This window comes from Janthinobacterium sp. NFX145 (assembly GCF_049810325.1).
Lineage (GTDB): Bacteria > Pseudomonadota > Gammaproteobacteria > Burkholderiales > Burkholderiaceae_D > Janthinobacterium > Janthinobacterium rivuli.
This window is the reverse complement of the sequence record NZ_CP187360.1, coordinates 1,305,740-1,323,571: the sequence shown is the minus strand read 5'-3', so window position 1 is coordinate 1,323,571 and position 17,832 is coordinate 1,305,740. Positions and strand designations below refer to the sequence as shown.

Annotated in this window: 20 protein-coding genes; 4 read left to right on the top strand and 16 right to left on the bottom strand. The window is 63.7% G+C overall.

Translation table 11 applies throughout. The features are described from left to right. Positions 1-3: 3 nt before the first annotated feature. Genes ACPJXG_RS05895 through flgB form a run of 4 tightly spaced genes read right to left on the bottom strand, consistent with a single transcriptional unit; the run spans position 4 to position 3,172 of the window. Positions 4-1,551: a flagellar hook protein FlgE gene (locus tag ACPJXG_RS05895; RefSeq protein ID WP_278316785.1), complete on the bottom strand. Its 1,548-nt coding sequence runs from the start codon at positions 1,549-1,551 to the stop codon at positions 4-6. Positions 1,552-1,604: 53 nt separating this feature from the next. Next, a complete protein-coding gene (locus tag ACPJXG_RS05890; protein ID WP_035821390.1) occupies positions 1,605-2,300 on the bottom strand; it encodes a flagellar hook assembly protein FlgD in 696 nt (231 codons plus the stop codon). A gap of 15 nt (positions 2,301-2,315) precedes the next feature. Beyond that, positions 2,316-2,717, bottom strand: coding sequence for a flagellar basal body rod protein FlgC (gene flgC / locus ACPJXG_RS05885; RefSeq protein WP_034754081.1), 402 nt, complete (start codon positions 2,715-2,717; stop codon positions 2,316-2,318). A 2-nt stretch (positions 2,718-2,719) separates the two neighbouring features. Beyond that, positions 2,720-3,172, bottom strand: coding sequence for a flagellar basal body rod protein FlgB (gene flgB / locus ACPJXG_RS05880; protein ID WP_278316786.1), 453 nt, complete (start codon positions 3,170-3,172; stop codon positions 2,720-2,722). A gap of 191 nt (positions 3,173-3,363) precedes the next feature. Between flgB and flgA the strand changes: the two genes are divergently transcribed. The 3 genes from flgA (at position 3,364) to ACPJXG_RS05865 (ending at position 4,955) form a co-directional block, all read left to right on the top strand. Next, the gene (gene flgA / locus ACPJXG_RS05875; RefSeq protein WP_035821393.1) at positions 3,364-4,059 is read left to right on the top strand and encodes a flagellar basal body P-ring formation chaperone FlgA; all 696 of its coding nucleotides are present in this window, start codon (positions 3,364-3,366) and stop codon (positions 4,057-4,059) included. 111 nt (positions 4,060-4,170) lie between these two features. Continuing rightward, complete coding sequence (flgM, locus tag ACPJXG_RS05870; RefSeq protein WP_034787161.1) at positions 4,171-4,479, top strand: flagellar biosynthesis anti-sigma factor FlgM; 309 nt, start codon at positions 4,171-4,173, stop codon at positions 4,477-4,479. Positions 4,480-4,487: 8 nt separating this feature from the next. Further along, positions 4,488-4,955, top strand: a complete 468-nt coding sequence (locus tag ACPJXG_RS05865) for a flagella synthesis protein FlgN (protein ID WP_035821394.1) — start codon at positions 4,488-4,490, stop codon at positions 4,953-4,955. Positions 4,956-4,972: 17 nt separating this feature from the next. On the opposite strand, the gene ACPJXG_RS05860 is transcribed toward ACPJXG_RS05865, so the two are convergent. The 12 genes from ACPJXG_RS05860 to ACPJXG_RS05805 form a co-directional block, all read right to left on the bottom strand. After that, positions 4,973-5,395, bottom strand: a complete 423-nt coding sequence (locus tag ACPJXG_RS05860) for a CPBP family glutamic-type intramembrane protease (protein WP_176390721.1) — start codon at positions 5,393-5,395, stop codon at positions 4,973-4,975. Between the two features lie 254 nt (positions 5,396-5,649). Continuing rightward, positions 5,650-6,534, bottom strand: coding sequence for a hypothetical protein (locus ACPJXG_RS05855; protein WP_425253685.1), 885 nt, complete (start codon positions 6,532-6,534; stop codon positions 5,650-5,652). 43 nt (positions 6,535-6,577) lie between these two features. Continuing rightward, positions 6,578-6,940 (bottom strand): translation initiation factor Sui1, encoded by a 363-nt coding sequence (locus tag ACPJXG_RS05850; protein ID WP_176390723.1) that lies wholly within the window; start codon positions 6,938-6,940, stop codon positions 6,578-6,580. A gap of 49 nt (positions 6,941-6,989) precedes the next feature. Continuing rightward, positions 6,990-7,766 (bottom strand): flagellar motor protein MotD, encoded by a 777-nt coding sequence (gene motD, locus ACPJXG_RS05845; RefSeq protein ID WP_099378177.1) that lies wholly within the window; start codon positions 7,764-7,766, stop codon positions 6,990-6,992. 5 nt (positions 7,767-7,771) lie between these two features. Then, entirely contained in the window at positions 7,772-8,518 is a 747-nt protein-coding gene (locus tag ACPJXG_RS05840) for a flagellar motor protein (RefSeq protein ID WP_176391092.1), read from the bottom strand. Continuing rightward, positions 8,500-9,231, bottom strand: coding sequence for an RNA polymerase sigma factor FliA (locus ACPJXG_RS05835; RefSeq protein ID WP_035821402.1), 732 nt, complete (start codon positions 9,229-9,231; stop codon positions 8,500-8,502). Before ACPJXG_RS05835 ends, ACPJXG_RS05840 begins: the two co-directional genes overlap by 19 nt. Positions 9,232-9,276: 45 nt before the next feature. Continuing rightward, positions 9,277-10,140 carry a MinD/ParA family ATP-binding protein gene (locus ACPJXG_RS05830; RefSeq protein WP_035821406.1) on the bottom strand — a complete coding sequence of 288 codons (864 nt, stop codon included), beginning with the start codon at positions 10,138-10,140 and terminating at the stop codon, positions 9,277-9,279. Then, entirely contained in the window at positions 10,133-11,461 is a 1,329-nt protein-coding gene (gene flhF, locus ACPJXG_RS05825) for a flagellar biosynthesis protein FlhF (RefSeq protein WP_425253684.1), read from the bottom strand. Before flhF ends, ACPJXG_RS05830 begins: the two co-directional genes overlap by 8 nt. Before the next feature lie 271 nt (positions 11,462-11,732). Further along, positions 11,733-13,829 carry a flagellar biosynthesis protein FlhA gene (flhA, locus tag ACPJXG_RS05820; RefSeq protein WP_035821417.1) on the bottom strand — a complete coding sequence of 699 codons (2,097 nt, stop codon included), beginning with the start codon at positions 13,827-13,829 and terminating at the stop codon, positions 11,733-11,735. Continuing rightward, entirely contained in the window at positions 13,826-15,010 is a 1,185-nt protein-coding gene (flhB, locus tag ACPJXG_RS05815) for a flagellar biosynthesis protein FlhB (RefSeq protein ID WP_425253683.1), read from the bottom strand. Before flhB ends, flhA begins: the two co-directional genes overlap by 4 nt. A 139-nt stretch (positions 15,011-15,149) precedes the next feature. After that, positions 15,150-16,148, bottom strand: coding sequence for a fumarylacetoacetate hydrolase family protein (locus tag ACPJXG_RS05810; RefSeq protein ID WP_425253682.1), 999 nt, complete (start codon positions 16,146-16,148; stop codon positions 15,150-15,152). A gap of 88 nt (positions 16,149-16,236) precedes the next feature. Next, entirely contained in the window at positions 16,237-16,947 is a 711-nt protein-coding gene (locus ACPJXG_RS05805) for a pseudouridine synthase (protein WP_425253681.1), read from the bottom strand. A 256-nt stretch (positions 16,948-17,203) separates the two neighbouring features. Between ACPJXG_RS05805 and ACPJXG_RS05800 the strand changes: the two genes are divergently transcribed. Continuing rightward, a complete protein-coding gene (locus ACPJXG_RS05800) occupies positions 17,204-17,599 on the top strand; it encodes a hypothetical protein (protein WP_051958995.1) in 396 nt (131 codons plus the stop codon). Positions 17,600-17,832 lie beyond the last annotated feature (233 nt).

The following is a 17,832-nucleotide window of genomic DNA, read 5'->3' as shown; positions in this document are numbered from 1 at the left end:
CTCTTAGCGCAGGTTGACGAGGGTCTGCAGGACCGAGTCCTGCGTCTTGATGGTCTGCGCATTCGCCTGATAGGCGCGCTGGGCCGTGATCATGTTGACCAGTTCCGCCGTCAGGTCGACGTTCGACACTTCCACCGCCGAGGCGCGCAAGTTGCCCAGGTTGCCCGTCTTGGGCTCGGCCGTGACGGGCTTGCCCGAAGCCGAGCTTTCCACCCAGGCGTTATTGCCCAGCGGTTCCAGGCCGTTCGGGTTGACAAAGTTGCTCAACACCACTTGGCCCAGGCTGCGCGTCTTGCCATTGTTGTACTGGCCCTGGATGATGCCGTCGTCGCCCACGATGAATTGACTCAGCTGGCCGGCCTTGTAGCCGTCCGCTTCCGTTTTCTTTTCCGCCGTGGCGCTGCCCAGCTGGGTCGACTTGGTGAAGTCGACCTGGACCGACAGGGTCGGATTCGCGCCCGTGGCCGGGAAGATTGGCAGGTTGACGGTGACGGGCAGGGTTTGCGGCGGCGTCAGGGCCAGCATGGCGGCCCGGTCCAGGGTGCCGAGGGTGTTGAAGACCAGCGAACCGGTCTTGACGGCTGGCACATTGGTGACGGCGCGGATGGCCGCGTCGATCTGGTCGGGCGTGCGGCTCGAGTTGATGCCATTCGGCACGGCACTGCCATAGGTGGCGGCGATGGCGGCCAGTTGCGCCGGTGTGGCGCCCGCGGCGGCGGCGGCGGCCGAGACGGCGGCACCGGCAGCATTGCCGTAGGCGACGGCGGCGGTCGTCACATTCGCCGGCACCAGCGGCACGGCCGTGGCGGCGGCCTGGTAGGCGGCGCGCGCGGCCAGCGAGGCGGCGTCCGTCTGCAGGGCGGCCGCGGCCTTCATGCTGGTCACTTCCGTGCCGTCCATGGCCGAGTAGACATCCCAGGTGTTGGTGCCCGTCTTGACGTAGAAATTCGACATGATGTGGGAATTACCCAGCGAATCGAAGACTTCCACGGGAAACGACTTGCCGTACGAGGAGTCTTCCGTGGTCTTGAACGGCACCGTGGTCGGCATGGACGTATTCGAATTGAGGTTGACTTCCGTGCTGATCTTGGTCGTTGCCTGGGGCTTCATGTCCGACTGGTCGATCTGCAGGGGCACCATGGCGCCGGCGACGATCTTGCCGTTGGCGTCGGCCGGATAGCCGGTCAGCTGCGCCAGCTGGGCGTTGACGATGAAGCCGCTCTTGTCGACCTGGAACTGGCCATTGCGCGAGTACTGGATGGCGCCGTTGACGCTGGTACGGAAGAAGCCGGCGCCATTGATGGCGATGTCGAGGGGATTCGACGACGATTCCAGGTTACCCTGGTTGAATTGCTGGGCGATTTGCGACACCGACACGCCGATCCCCGCCTGGTTGCCGCCCACGCCATACAGCGAGTTGGCATAAATGTCGGCGAACTGGGCCTGCGACTGCTTGAAACCTACGGTCGACGAGTTGGCGATGTTGTTACCGATGACGTCCAGCGATTTGGCGGCGCCATTCAAGCCGCTCAGGCCTTGTTGGAAAGACATTGTGTTCTCCTGGTAGAAATTAGGGGTAGAGGGTCACGCTCAGGGTAAGCGGCTTACAGAATCTGTTTCACGTCGGCCATGGTGATGCTGCCCACGCCCGGCACATTCAATTTCACGCCATTCGCGCCCGTCGACACGCTGGCGACCGAACCGAACATCAGCGCCGTTGCATCCTTGAGCTTGGTGCCTCCACGCGTCGCTTCCACCGTGAAGGTGTAGGCGCCGTCGGCCAGCACGACCGGCTTGCCATCCTTGTCGAGGTCGGCGGTGGACCCGTTCCAGCCCAGCGGCAAGGTGCCCGCCGCCTGTGCGCCCAGGTCGATGGAATGGACTTCCTTGCCATCCTTATAGATGACGACCTTGACCTTGTCGGCTGGCGTGGCCAGGTCCACGCCCAGCAGCGCGGCGCTCTTGCTCAGGTTGATATCCTTGCCCGCCGTCAACACGCCATGGCCGATGATGTTGGCCGCCTGCATCGATTCGGCTTGCTGGTAGCTGGCTTTCAAGCTTTCCACGGTGGTATTGAGCTTGTTGACGCCCGTTACCGTCGACAGCTGGGCCAGCTGGCTGGTCAATTGCGCATTGTCCAGCGGATTCATCGGATCCTGATTTTTCAGCTGGGTGACCAGCAGGGTGAGGAATTTGTTCGTTTCCGCTTCGACACTGCCTGGCTCGGCCGTCGTCTTCTTCGGATTCATCGTCGCCATCAGGTCGGTGATTTTAGAGGTACTGGTATCGATGGTTGCCATAATAATCAGTCAGCCTTATTGGCCGATGGTGAGGGTTTTCAGGAGCAGCGACTTGGCCGCGTTCATGGTTTCCACGTTGGTCTGGTACGAACGCGAAGCCGACAGCATGTTGACCATCTCGTCGACCGTATTGACGTTGGGCATGGTGACATAGCCCTTCTCGTCGGCCAGCGGGTTCTTCGGGTCGTAGACCAGCTTCATCGGCGACGGGTCTTCGATCACCTTCTGCACCTTGACGGCCGTGGCGCCATTGGCCATGGGCACGGCTTCGAACACCACCTGCTTGGCGCGGTAGGCTTCGCCCGTGGCGCTGGTGGCGCTGTCCGCATTGGCCAGGTTGCTGGCCACCGTGTTCAGGCGCTGCGCCTGGGCGCTCATGGCCGAACCGGAAACATTGAAGATATTAAATAGCGACATGATTATTGTCCTCCCTGGATGGCCGTCAGCATGCCCTTGATCTGCGAGTTGAGGAACGTCACGGCCGCCTCGTAGCGGATGGCGTTGTCGGCAAAGGCATTGCGCTCGAGGTCCATGTCGACCGTATTGCCATCGACGGCGCCCTGGGCCGGCGCGCGGTACAGCAGCGGCGTGCCGTCGGCCAGGGTCTCGACCTTGCCGCCACCGCTTGCGCCCACTGCGGCGGCCACGCCCTTGCCCGGCATATGCTGCGGCGCCGTGCCTTTCAGGGCCGGCGGCACGCCATCCTTGCGCGCCATCGCGCCCTTCAGGGCGGCGGCGAAATCGACATCGCGCGCCTTGTAGTTGGGCGTGTCGGCATTGGCGATGTTCGAGGCGAGCAATTCCTGGCGCGTCGAGCGCAGGCTCAGCGCCGTCTCGTTGAAGCGCATGTAATCGTCGAGTTTCCCTATCATGTCAGGCTCCGGAAAGATCTGCCACTGGCGCCCGAGATGGCGGAAGGATGGCGGTATAGTGATGACAGGAAACATAGTACGGCGCCCACCAGCAAGACCATCGCCGGATCAGACCATACTTTTACCCCTTAATCGGCGCTTCGAACGGGGCCGCCCGCACTATCATGGCAGTATTCCAGAGGCCTATCACCATGAAAACACCGCTTGCTTTCCTCTTCGCTCTTGCCGCCCTGCCACTGCTGGCCCAGGCGCAAAACGCCGGCCGGCAAACGCCGGAAGCACTGCGCAACAGCGTGGAACAATTCCTGCAAGTACAAAGCAACGGTTTGCCGGGCAAGGTGACGATCACCGTCGGCGCCGTCGATCCGCGCCTGAACCTGGCCGCCTGCCCCGCGCCGCAAGCATTCATGGCGCCGGGTGCACGCGCTTGGGGCAAGACCACCGTCGGCGTGCGCTGCACGGCTCCAAGCAGCTGGACCATTTATTTGCAAGCCAACGTGGCCGTCGTCGGCGACTACGTGGCCAGCGCCGTGCCGCTGGCGCAAGGGCAAGCCATCGACGCCAGCCAGCTGGTGACGATGCAGGGCGACCTGGCCGCATTGCCAGCAGGCATCGCCACGGACATGGCCCAGGTGGTCGGCGCCAGCACGAATATTTCCTTGCCCCCCGGCACGCCGATGCGCCTCGACACCTTGCGCCGCAAGCCGGTGGTGATGCAGGGCCAGCTGGTGCGCGTCGTTTCGAGTGGCAACGGTTTCCAGGTGGCATCAGAAGGACGCGCCATCGGCAGCGCCGGCGATGGCCAGACGGTGCAGGTCCGCACGCAGAGCGGCCAGCAGATCAGCGGCGTGGCGCGGGCCGGGGGGATGGTCGAAGTAGCCTTCTGAACACGGATGGACAGCGATATTGTGGTCTGGCGCACTAAAGTTTCGGGAGAAGGTGCCGATAATGACACATATCCCGGAGTTTTTTGACTTCGACCAGACGAGGATCACGCTGTGAAAATTACCGACAACACCATTAAAAGCAATCCCGGCCTGCCGGTGGCGCCCGCGAGTACCTCCGGCGCCCGGAATGCCGAGAAAGCCCAGGCAACACCGACGACGTCGGACAATGTACGCCTGTCGCCGCAAGGACAGGCATTAGCGGCCAGTGCAACTGCCGGCAGCGGCGCCGTGTTCGACACGAAAAAAGTCGAACGCATCAAGCTGGCGATCGCCGACGGCCAGTTCCAGGTCAACTCAGAAAAAGTGGCGGACGGTCTCCTCGACACGGTCAAGGACTTGCTGCACTCACGAAATAGATAGGTTCCCTCATGCAATCAGTGACTCCGTTTTCCAGCCTGCGCGACGAGCAACAGCTCATGACCACATTGCTGGCATTGATGAAAGAAGAACAGCGGCATCTGGTTGCGGCTGACATCGATGCAATCACGGAGCTCACCGTACGCAAGACAGCACTCGTAGGACAATTGAGCCAGCTGGCGGCGCAGCGCCACCAGGCGCTGGCTGCAGCGGGCTTTCTCGCCGCCGAAGCGGGCATGGAAGACTGGCTGGTCGGCGCCAATGAAGCGGAAGCGGCGCCCCTGTGGAAAGCCCTGCTCGAGACGACGCGCGAAGCCAAGGAGCAGAACCGCCTGAACAGCCTGCTCGTCAACAAGCACATGGTACATACGCAAGGCGCCCTGAACGCCATGCGCCCCCCGGCCCAAAGCGGCAATTTCTACGGCCCCAGCGGCCAAGCAACGACGAACACGGCCAGCCGGCGCGTCGTCATCGGCTAAAATCCTTGATTCGACGCTCACCCCAACAGGTCTGGAAACAAGAGCGATCCGCACAATATTAGTCCATTGACACAAGCATGCGCCGTGGCTGCCGCCACATAGGCTGGCGCCAGGCCCATGCTGCGTGCCGTCAGGTAGCTGGCCGAGAGGATGCCTCCGCCAATAAAAGTCATGCAGGCATGCACAATGCCGGAACCACCCATGATGTGCAACAGGGAAAATAGCGCCGCGCTGACCAGCAGGCCAAATCCGGCGCGTACCCTGTAGCGGCGCAACACTTCAAGCGGCAGCCACTGCCCGATGAGCGTCTCGAACAACGGCGCCCAGACGACGGCTATCCAGAATACCGTCGCCGTGCTGGCGCCCTTCAGGGATTCCGAGGCGGAATCCCCCAGCTGCTGCGGTGAAAACAGGGCCTCCGCCACCAGCAGCATCAGCATGCAAATGAGAAAACTGACGGCGCCCACACACAAGCCCAAGCGCATGGCGCTCCGCATGGGGTGCGTTGCCATGCGCGCCCGCAGAGCAGCCAGCTTGATAGCCAGTTGCGGCATTGGCACGTTCGTCGCTTTCATCATCCCTGCATTTATCCCCATGGCGTGCCCGGCCCACAGGGCAGGTGTGCGGCCATCATACCGCGACAGCATAGCGCCAACAACACTAATTATTGCAAGACATGCATGCCCTGTGCGCCTCAACCGTGGGCGGGACGCCCCGCGTGCTGGCGCCATTTCACCACGATGGCTTGCGCCCTGGCGCTGGCGGCCGCCTGCTGCTCCGGCGTCAGTTCCGCCTGCAGCCAGTGCCAGTATTCATCCTGATATGGATTGGTGACGCCGGGCGCGAGGATATCGTCGTAGACCTGGCGCAGGGCCAGCAGGTAGCCATACGCCTGCGGCGCATCCTTCTGCACCACCTCGCCATCGCGCAGGTAGGCCATCATCAGCGTCGACACGCTGGTCAGTTCCGCCTCGTCCGCCTGCGCCGTCAGCTGGCCGATGGCTTGCCGCTTCCACGCCTGCACCAGCGGATCGTCGGGACGGTTGCGCAGCGCGCTGCGGTCGCCGAACGGTCCTTCCGACAGGAACAGGGTGGCGGCGCCGGGCACGCCCGCCTTGGCGGCGGTGGCCAGGTAGCCGAGGCGGTCCTCGCGCTGGCGCTGCGTCAGGCCCCCGCACAACTGCTGCTGGGCGGCTTTTTCTTCCGCCGTCATCTCGCGTCCCAGTTCGAATTCCAGCCCCGGCAAGCGGCTTTCGCGCTGGAAGACGATGCAGTCGTCGATCAGGTTGAAGGCCGCATACGCGTCTTCCGGCTTGCCGCTGGCGCCCAGGCGTTCTAGCCGCCGCGCCAGGGTCACGGCAACGGGCGCGGCATCGGCGGCCGGGGTGGCGTCGATATTCAGATACGATGCCAGGCTGCGCCCCGCCGGCGCGCTGGCGGCAACGGCGACAGGTTCCGGCGCGCCGCCGTCGGGCGCGGGCCAGTACACGAGCGCCAGCACGGCCGCGATGGCGGCGGCGATGGCGATGCCGGTGAATTTGACGTTCATGGAGACGATGCGCGTGGATGGGAAGCGCACGTTACCACATGCGCGCGGCAGCGGGCCGCACGCCTGTGCACCCTCAGCCGCCGGCCTTTTTCGCCTGGTGGCCCAGTTTGGCCAGCGCGGCCAGGATGGTGTCCACATGGTCGCCCTGCACTTCGATCACGCCATCCTTGACCGTGCCGCCCGAGCCGCACTGCGTGCGCAACTGCTTGCCCAGCAGGGCCAGCGCGATGGCGTCCAGCGCCAAGCCTTTTACCACCGTGACGCTCTTGCCGCCGCGGCCCTTGGTCTGGCGCGACACGCGCACCGCGCCGTCGCCGATTGGCGCCGCTTTGGCTTGCGCCTTGCACGCGCATTGCGCCAGCGGCTGGCGGCAGGCGGGACACATGCGGCCCGTTTCGGTGGAATAGACGAGACCGCCCAGGGAGCTGCTTTTCATGAGGAAGAGATAAAAGAGAGAATGCCGCGATTGTACCAAGCGGCGGCGTTCAATTGGCTGGCGCCACGGGCGCCGTCGGCACTTCCGTCACCGTTTCGGGGATGCCCGACAAAATCGTCACGGCGACCCGGCGGTTGCGCGCGCGCCCTTCCGCCGTTTCATTGGGCGCCACGGGAATATTGTCGGCGTGGCCGACGGCCGTCAGGCGCGAAGCCTTGACGCCGCTGGCGATGAACAGGCGCACCACGGCGCTGGCGCGCGCGGCCGACAATTCCCAGTTCGAGGCAAAGTTCGAATTGCTGATCGGCTGCACGTCCGTATGCCCTTCCACCTGCACGTCGTGCGTATCGTCCTTGAGCAGCACGGCCACGGCGCGCAGGGCCTGGTCCGACTCCGTCGTCAGGCGCGCCGCGCCCGGATCGAACAGCACGCTGGCATTGATTTCCACGCTCACGCCGCGGCTCGTCTGCGTGACCCGCACCTTGCCCTCCTTCACCAGCGGCGCCAGGGTCGACGTCAGATCCTGCGCCAGGCGCGTCATGTGTTCGCGCTCGCGGCGGATGGCTTCCGTGCGGCGCTTCAGGGCGGGATTCGGCAAAGGAATGGCTTGCGGCGCTTCCATGATGATGGGCGGCGCGCCCTTTTCCAGGCTGAAGGCCTGGCCGATGGCGTTCTGGAAGACGCGGTATTTGCCTTCGTTGACTTGCGAAATGGCGTACATGACGACGAAAAAGGCGAACAGCAGGGTGATGAAGTCGGCATACGAGATCAGCCAGCGGTCCTGATTGTCCGGTTCCTCGTCATACTTCCTGCGCGCGCGCCGCATCATGGTCAATGCTCGTGCAGCAGGCTCGACACGCGCTCTTCGATGATGCGCGTATGGTCGCCCGTGGCGATGTCGTACAGCACGGCGGCCGTGATTTCGTATTGCAGCACGCGGCGCGACACGATGGCCTTGAGTTTATTTGCCACCGGCAGGAACAGCAGGTTGGCCAGGCCCACGCCATAAATCGTCGAGACAAACGCCACGGCGATGCCGCCACCTAATTTACTCGGGTCGGTGAGGTTTTCCATCACGTGTATCAGGCCCAGCACGGCGCCCAGAATGCCGATGGTGGGCGAATAGCCGGCCGCCGATTCCCACACCTTGACAGCCTGGCGCTCGGCCATCTCGTAGGCGGAGATTTCCACGTCGAGCAGCTGGCGCAGCTTGTCGGGCGCGATGCCGTCGACGATCATGCGCAAACCCTTGGCGTTGAAGCGGTCGGCCGTGTTTTCCATCAGGCGCTCGAGCGCCAGCGTCCCGTCGCGGCGCGCCGTCAGACTCCAGAGTCCGATGTCGCGCGCCAGCGCGGCGCGCGTGTCGGCGGGCGGCAGGAAGACCCAGCGCAGCATTTCCAGGCCGCGCACAAAAGTACGCAGCCGCGTTTGCAGCAGCACGGCGCCGAAGGTGCCGATGACCACGATGGCGAAGGCGGCAGGCTGCAGCAGGGAGGCCATCTTGCCGCCTTCCAGCGCCTGGCCGACCAGGAGGCCGGCCAGCGCCAGCGCCAGCCCGATTACGCTGGACCAGTCCACGCCAGCTCCCTCAAGGTTGCGCGCAGGCGCGCGACGGCCTGGGTATGCAGCTGCGAGACGCGCGATTCGGATACGCCCATCACCGCGCCGATCTCCTTCAGGTTCAGCTCTTCTTCGTAATACAGGCCCATGAGTATTTTCTCGCGTGGCGGCAGCGCGTCGATGGCATCGATCACGGATTGCCGGAAATCGGTATCGAGCAGGGAACGCAAGGGGTCGCTGTCCTCGTCCACGCAATGGCGGTCGAGGAAGCTGTCATTGCCGTCCGGGTCATGAAAGTCTTCGTAGTACACGAGCTGGTGGCCGCCGCCGTCGCCCAGCATTTCCTGGTAGTCGGCCAGCGACATTTTCAGCAGCTTCGCCACTTCCGACTCCGTCGGCGGGTGGCCGAGGCGCTGCTGCAAGGTACTCATCGCCTCTTCGATCTTGCGCATGTTCTGGCGCATGCTGCGCGGCAGCCAGTCGCTGGTGCGCAATTCGTCGAGCATGGCGCCGCGGATGCGCAGCACGGCATACGTCTCGAACTGCGCGCCATGCGTCTCTTCATAGCGGCTGATGGCATCGAGCAGGCCGATCATGCCGGCCTGGATCAGGTCATCGACCTCGACCGAAGGCGGCAATTTCGCCTTCATATGGTGCGCCAGACGCTTCACCAGCGGAATATGCTCCGTCAGCAAATAGTCCTTGTTCGATTTCCCTTTGACCGTGTACATAGGCTGCTTATTGTTTTCTCATCTTATCTGGTGCTACGGTTGGCTTCAGGCGCTGAACTGGTGCGGGCTCCCCGTCTGGTACAAGGTGCCGCCCAGCACCGGCGCCGCCGAACGGGCCAGCCGCTCGGCCAGTCCGCGAAACGCCACCGAGGCGCCCGCCAGCGGAAACGCATCGACCACGCTGCGGCCCAGGCGCGCCGCGCGGTGCAGATACTCATCGGCAGGCACCGAACCCATCGAGGTCAGCTTCACGGCCAGGTAGCGGCTCGCCGCCTGCGCCATATTATCGTATACCACTTTTGCTTCGGATTCGGAAGCGCCGGTGACGAGGATGCCGAACGGACGGCGTCCCAGTTCCTGGCTCAGGCGCTTGATCAGGCAGTACGCCGCCTTGATTGAGGTGGCGCTGGTGGACACTTGCACGACGATATCCGATGAGGCCATCAGCGGCACGGGGAAGCAGTCGCCCTCGTCGGCCATGACGCCGTCGACCAGCACGATGCCGCTCTGGCGCGCCAGCACCTCGAAGGTCTTGCCCAGGCGGCGCAGTTCGTCCTCGCCCGCATAGTCCATGCTGTCCATCAAATGGTTGCGCGCGCCCAGGCTGGCCACACCGAAGCCTTGCGGCACCTGGTGGATGACCTGGTTCAAGCCGCACTGCTGGCGCGCCACGTCGCGCAGGCTGGCGCCGTGCGCCAGGCCCAGGCGCGCAGCCACGCCATCGCTGCCGCCGCTGGCGTCGAGCAGCAGCACGTCATTGCCGCCGTAGGCGAGCGAAGCGCCCAGGTTGACCAGCATGGCGCCCTTGTCGTCCTGCGGCGTGGCCGACAGGAACGTCATGACGCGCGGCTGCGGGCCGGCCAGCATGCGGCGCAAGCCTTCGGCCTGATCGAAATCGAAATTAGCCAAGGTGCACCCCGCGCGCTTCATTGTTGCGGGCGGCCGCCTGCGCCATCAGCAGCGGCAGTTCGGCATCGGAAAACTGCGTCGCCGCCGAGTCGCGCTTGAGCTTGAAGGCGCGGTCGATCAGGTAGCCGCGGTCGGCCAGGTACAGGTCTTCCGGCACGCGCTGGCCGTTCGACACATAAAACAGGTTCAGCTTCTGGCGGATCACCACGTCGAGCACATTGCCGATCGAGGCCGCTTCATCGAGCTTGGTCATGATGCAGCCGGCCAGGCCGCTGCCTTGATATGCGCGCACCACTTCGTTGAGGGTTTCCTGCGTCGCCGTCGAGTTCAGGCACAGCAGGCGTTTTACATCGGCGCCGGCGCCCGACAGCATGGCCACCTGCTCCGTCACCATCTGGTCGCGCTGGCTCACGCCGACCGTATCGATCAGCACCGTGTGCTTGTTCTTCAATTCCTTCAGGGCGATGCGCAGGTCCGCCTCGTCCTTCACCGAATGCACCATCACGCCGAGGATCTTGCCGTAGATGCGCAACTGTTCATGCGCGCCGATACGGTAGGCATCCGTGGTGATCAGAGCCAGCTTTTCCGGGCCGTGGCGCATCACGCAGCGGGCGGCCAGCTTGGCCGTGCTGGTGGTCTTGCCAACGCCGGTCGGGCCGACCAGCGCAAACACGCCGCCCTGCTCCAGCATGGCGTCTTCATTGGCGACGGTATTCAGGTTACGGCTCAGGACGGTCTTGATCCAGCGCATGCTTTGCGCGCCATCGAGGCCGGCCGGCAGCTTGTCGATCAGGTAGCGCGCCAGGCTGGCCGAGAAACCGGCGGCCAGCATTTCGCGCAGCACGACGGCTTTTTGCGGCTCGCGCTGCTGCGTCGAGCCCCACGAGATTTCCGCCAGCTGGGTTTCCATCATGCCGCGCATGGCGCGGATTTCATTCATCATGCCGCTCATCTCGGCGGCGGCGTTTTCCTTGACGTGCGCCAGCGCGCTGGCCATCATCTGCTGCATGCGGGCCATGTCCACTGGCTCGCCGGCTGCCTGGCGCGGCGCGGCAGGACGTGGCGCAGCCGGGCGCTGGGCCGGGGCGGCCGGACGCTGCGGCGTGGCGAACTGGGTCTGCAACTGGGGACGGGGCTGGGACATTTCGGACGCGGCCGGCGGCGACGCCAGCGAAGCGGCATCGTCATTGGCCAGCGCGAGGATTTCCACCACGCCGTCGGCCTGGCGGTTCGACAGGATCACGGCGTCGGGGCCCAGCGCTTCACGCACCTTGCGCAGCGCATCGCGCGACGAGGCGCCCGTAAATTTCTTCACATTCATGACCGGCCTCCCAGGGCGGGGGTGGCGCAATATTGGCTGAACTGTGTGACCATCGTCGACTCCTGTTGCTTGAGTGCTGTCTTCCACATGGACACAGATCACCCGGACAGTTTCCATTATTAGCGATGCTTGCAGGAAATGATCGAAGGAACAGGACGGGAAAGTACCCGTTATTCAGTTTGCCGGGAGGAAATTACGGTTTTTTTAACCCAAAGCAACAACTGGGGTCGAACCCTGAGGGTTCGACCCCGGCCCTTCGCTTGGGTTTGCTTTATTGCGCGCCCACCAGCGCCGTGACGCGGATGGTCTTGGTTTCCGGCACTTCCGCATGCGACAGCACTTTAAGCTGCGGCAAGGCGCGGCGCAGGAAGCGCGACAGCAAGGCGCGCAGCGGCGCCGGCACCAGCAGCACCGGCGTCAGGCCCAGCGCTTCCTGCTGCTGCGCAGCCAGGCCCGCCTGGTGGGCGATGGTGTCGGCCAGGCCCGGCTCGATGCCGGCGCCGTCGCCGCCATTGCCCATCGCTTGCATCAGCAGCCGCTCGAGGCGGCTGTCGAGGGTCATCACGGACAGTTCGGCCGCGCCGGGGAACAGTTGCTGCACGATGGCGCGGCCCAGGGCCACGCGCACCAGCGCCGTCAGCTCGTTCGGGTCTTGCGTGCTGACCGTATGCTCGGCCAGGGTTTCGATGATGCTGCGCATGTCGCGGATGTGCACGCCCTCGGCCAGCAGGTTCTGCAGCACCTTTTGCAGGGTCGACAGCGACAGCATCTTCGGCACCAGGTCTTCCACCAGGCGCGGCGCATCCTTGCCCAGATGGTCGAGCAAGGATTGGACTTCCGCGCGGCCCAGCAGCTCGGAAGCGTGCGAAGTGATCAGATGATTCAGGTGCGTGGCCACCACGGTGCCCGCGTCGACCACCGTGTAGCCCATCGATTGGGCCTGGTCACGCAGGCTGGCGTCGATCCACGTGGCGGGCAAGCCGAAGGCGGGATCGTTCGTGGCCAGGCCCGGCAAAGTGCCGCTGGCCATGCCGGGGTTGATCGCCAGGAACTGGCCGTTGAACGCTTCGCCCACGCCCACTTCCACGCCCTTCAAGGTGATGCGGTAGGCGGACGGTTTCAATTCCAGGTTGTCGCGGATGTGCACGGGCGGCGCCAGGAAGCCCACTTCCTGGGCAAATTTCTTGCGGATACCCTTGATGCGCTTGAGCAATTCGCCACCCTGCGTCTTGTCGACCAGGGGAATCAAACGGTAGCCCACTTCCAGGCCCAGGGTATCGACGGGCATGATGTCTTGCCAGCTGGCTTCTTCCTGCTCCGGCGCCACGGTCGCTTGCGGCGCTTCGGCCGGCTTTTCGGCCGCCTCTTTTTCCTGCGTGCGTTTTTTGCTGATCAGATAGGCGGAACCGGCCAGCAACGACGCCAGCAGGATGAAGACCATGTTCGGCATGCCGGGAATCAATCCCATGCCGCCGATGATGCCGGCGGTAATATAGAGCACTTGCGGTTTCGCAAACAATTGTCCCACCAGCTGGGTGCCGATGTCCTGTTCGCTGGCCACGCGCGAGACGACGATACCGGCCGCCGTGGAAATGATCAGCGAAGGAATCTGCGCCACCAGCCCGTCACCGATGGCCAGCAGGGTGTAGTTCTTCAGTGCGTCGGCAAAGCCCATGTCGTGCTGCAGCAGGCCCACCAGCAAGCCGCCGACGATGTTGATGACGGTCACCATGATGCCGGCGATGGCGTCGCCGCGCACGTATTTGCTGGCACCGTCCATGGCGCCATAGAATTCCGCTTCCTGCGCCACTTCCGTGCGGCGGCGGCGCGCTTCGTCTTCGCCGATCAGGCCGGCGTTCAGGTCGGCGTCGATGGCCATCTGTTTGCCGGGCATCGCGTCCAGCGCGAAGCGGGCGCCCACCTCGGCGATACGGCCCGCACCCTTGGTCACCACGGTAAAGTTGATGATCGTCAAAATAATGAAGACGACGATACCGACCGTGTAGTTGCCGCCAATCAAGAAGTGACCGAACGCTTCAATCACTTTACCGGCCGCGTCGGCGCCCGTATGGCCTTCCGTCAGCACCACGCGCGTGGACGCCACGTTCAGCGACAGGCGCAGCATGGTCGACACGAGCAAGATGGTCGGGAAGGCCATGAAGTCGAGCGGCTTGACCGTGTACAGCGCCGTCAGCAGCACGATGATGGACAGCGCGATATTAAAACTGAAGAAGATGTCGAGGATGAAGGCCGGCAGCGGCAGCACCATCATCGCCAGCAGCATGATGATGATGATAGGCGCGGCGATGCCCTTGCTGGCGTTGCCACCCATTCCACTGAGCCAGGCTGGCATTCTCAGGCCGTTCATGGTGTACTTCCTTTATTCTTGTCTGCTGCGGGCGATGTCTGCGATGCGGGGTTCTGCGGGTCGAGCTCGGGTGGCACGTCGAGTTTCTTCGGCTTGTCGGGGCGCTCGCCCTGGCCCTTGCCATAGCTGCGCAGCTGGAACACATAGGCCAGCACTTCGGCCACGGCGCCATACAGCGCCTCGGGAATCTCGTCGCCGATGTCCGTATGCTGGTACAGCGCGCGCGCCAGGGCCGGCGCTTCCAGGATGGCGACCTTGTGCTCGCCCGCCAGTTCGCGGATCTTCGCGGCCACCTCGTCGATGCCCTTGGCCACCACCTGCGGCGCGCCGCGCGAATTCTCGCCATACTTCAAGGCCACCGCGTAGTGGGTAGGATTGGTCACCACCACGTCGGCCTTCGGTACGTCGGCCATCATGCGGCGGCGCGACATTTCATGCTGCATCTGGCGGATCTTCGCCTTGATCTGCGGATTGCCGTCCGACTCTTTCGACTCTTGCTTGACTTCCTGCAAGGACATTTTCATCTTGTTGGCGTAGTGCCACATCTGGTATGGACCGTCGATGGCGGCGATCAGGCCCAGCGCGCCGACGATCAACAGGAAGGCCGTGATCAGCAGGCTGATCAGATGGGCCGAGCCGGCGCGCAGCGATTCCACCGACAAGCCCAGCACGGCGTCCTTTTGATGCTGCATCACCATCCAGGCCACGACGCCGACGACGAGGGTCTTGGCGATGGCCTTGAGCAATTCCACCAGCGCATTCTTCGAAAACATATTGCCCAGGCCGCGAATCGGGTTGAGCTTGCCAAAATTGGGGGTGAACGCCTTGGAACTGAACAGCCAGCCGCCCACCAGCACGGGCGAGGCCAGGGCGACGAGCATGATGGCCAGCGCGTACGGCAGGCAAGTGAGCAAGACGGAGCCCACGTCGTAGCCGATGCGCAACATCATCGCGTCGGGATTGAGGATCTGCTCGCGGTCCAGGGTCAGGCCGGACACCATCACGGCCGTCAGCCGCCGCACGATGGCATCGCCGGCAAACCACAGGCAGCAGCCGGACGCCATCAACACAGTAAACGTTGCCACTTCACGCGATCGCGGAACGTCGCCTTCCTCACGCGCCTGCTCGAGGCGCTTCGGTGACGCGGCTTCGGTCTTTTCTGCGTCGCTGTCTTCCGACATCAATCAACTCCGGTGAAGTCCTGCAGCCTGGCTAGGCGCAATACGGACTGGGCATGTTGCATTATCGGTTCAGACGGGCGCGCGCCATCGGCGGAACAGGGGGGCAAATCCCCTGCATTTCCTTTACTCTCCAGTAACCTTAGCGGGACTTCCTCGCTTCCGCCTGCTTCACGGTCTGCTCGATGGCGCCAAACAAGGATTTACCGTCATCACCGAGCATTTCCAGCCGGACCACATCGCCAAACAACAAAAATGGCGTGCTGGCGACACTATCGGCGATCATCTCCTGGTTACGTCGCTCAACGATACTGGAAAACCCCTTCTTGACTTCCTTGTTGGCGACGCCGCCCGCGCTGACCACGCTGCCGGCGCGCGCATTGCGCGTCTGGCACAGATGGGCGAGCAATTGCGGGTAATTGAAGGCCATGTCGGCGCCCGCGTGGGGCTGGCCCGTCAATTTGCCGTTCAGGCTGCAGCGCAGCGCGTAATGCACCTTGCCGCCGCGCCAGGCGTCGCCCAGCTCATCGGGCGTAATCGCCACGGGCGAGCAGGCCATGGCCGGTTTCGCTTGCAGGAAACCATAGCCACTGGCTTGCTCGTCGGCCTCCAGGTTGCGCAAGGTCACGTCGTTGACCAGCATCAGCAGCTTGATGTTCAGGTGCGCCTGGTCGGGCGTCGAGCCCATGGCCACGTCATCCGTGATGGCGGCGATGCCTGCCTCGTAATCGATGCCCCACTGCTCGTGCGCCAGGGTGATGTCGTCGTGGGCGCCGAGGAAATCATCGCTGGCGCCCTGGTACAGGCGCGGCGCCTCGCGCAAGTTGGCGGGCACATCAACGCCAGCCGCCTTGCAGGCCCGCTCGATCTGCTGCAGGTAGGATGCGCCGGCCACACGCAGGCTGCTGCGCGGCAAGGGCGCCATGCAGTTGGCCGGATCGAACTCGAAAGCGCGATGACCGCGGCCGCTGTTGATGGTCTGGTACAGCAAATCGAGCTGGGGCGCGATGAAACTCCAGTCGTCGAGCGCCTTTTGCAGGGTCGGGGCGATGCCGTCGGCCAGGTGGGCCGTTTTCAGGTCGCGCGAGACGACAGCCAGCTGGCCGTCGCGCGTGCCATCCTTCAGGGTTGCTAATTTCATGGGCGGGAAACTTCGTCAAATGCAGGCAATAGGAGGCTAAAGACGCCAAAAAGCCGGGACATCCCCGGCTTTGGCGGTCTGGAGGAATTTAGGCCAGCAGCGCGATCTGCTCGGGAGTCAGATAGCACCAGTCGCCTTCGGCGATGCCCAGCGATTCCAGGGTCAGGCTGCCGATGGCGGAACGGTGCAGCGCGCTGCAATGGTTGCCGGCGGCGGCCAGCATGCGCTTGACCTGGTGGTATTTGCCTTGCTCAAGCACGATTTCCAGCTGGTGCTCGCCGCGCTTGACACAGACGAGGGCGGCCAGCGGGGCCGGCTCGTCATGCAATTGCACGCCAGCCAACAGCAGGGCTACCAGCTCATCGGTCACCGGCTCTTGCGTAGTGGCCTGGTAAATCTTGGGAACGTGGCGCTTCGGCGACGATTGTGCATGGATAAACGGGCCATCGTCGGACATCAGCAGCATGCCGGTCGTATCGTGGTCGAGCCGGCCGACGGGCTGGACTTCGCGCCAGGTGAATTGTTCCGGCAGCAAGGTCAGCACGCCAGGATGATGGCTGGGTTTGCGCGAGCATTCGAAGTTGGCGGGCTTGTTCAGCGCCAGGTAGAGGTGCGCGCGGTAGACCCACTCTTCTTCGAACACGTGCAGCACCAGGCCGTCGGTCTCGACGGTGGTGCGGTAATTGGTCTGGGTGACGCCATCGATGATGACATCGCCATCCTCGATGAGGGAGCGACAATATTTACGGGTGCCAAAACCCTGCGATTGCAGGATGCGGTCTAGGGATAATTTACTCATGGGCGTGACTTTACCAGAAGCGGCTGGCAGCGTGAAGCGGCGGCAGCTGGCGCCTGCGCAGCGGTCCAGGCTGCACGAAACCATGGCGCATGCAGAAATACCAAAAAGAACAAGGTGAGATTTGGCGAGAAATGGTTGATTCTTTTGAGAAATATCAAGCGCTCGGAATATCGCGTTGATAGACTGAAACTTCGTTAGGAATCCGCCTAACGAGCTTTAGGAATAATAACCAAGCAACGACCCACAAGGACATTGTATGAAGCATACCGATACCATCGCCTTACAAGGTAGCATCGCCGACATGCGCCAACGCATCGCCGCGGAACAGGCGGCCATGCACAAAGTCAGGCTCGGCGTGGCCCGCTGGAGCAGCGCCCCGGCGCCGCACGATGCGGACGCGCCGCCAGCGCCTGCAGGCCAGACGCACTGGCATGCCGAGGCGCAATGCCATTTCATGTGCTGGCTGGAACTGGGCGGTTTTGCGCATGCGGACGCGAACGCGGAGAGCGACAGCGTCACCGCGCCTGCCATGGCGGACATGCCGCCCGACACCAGCGCAAACAGCAGCGCCAACAGCAACGCCAGTGCAGCGGCGGCCCGGCAGGCAAGCACCGCGCTCCTGCCCGCGCACTGCAACGGCTGCGCCGCCTGAACGCGGCCCATGCGACCAGCCATGCCCCGCCCTCGCATGCCTGCCTTGCCCGCACGCCCAGCCCAGACAACAACATCCAGCCACACCGCCCCATCTTGCACACACAAAAGGAAACGGCGGCATTGCGCCGCCGTTCCCAAGCCCCATCGGGACTTTAGTGAGGAATGTAAATTCACTCAAAACCACATCTGCGATGCGGCGAGTAGTTCCAGGACCTGCCAATCAAGTTAGTA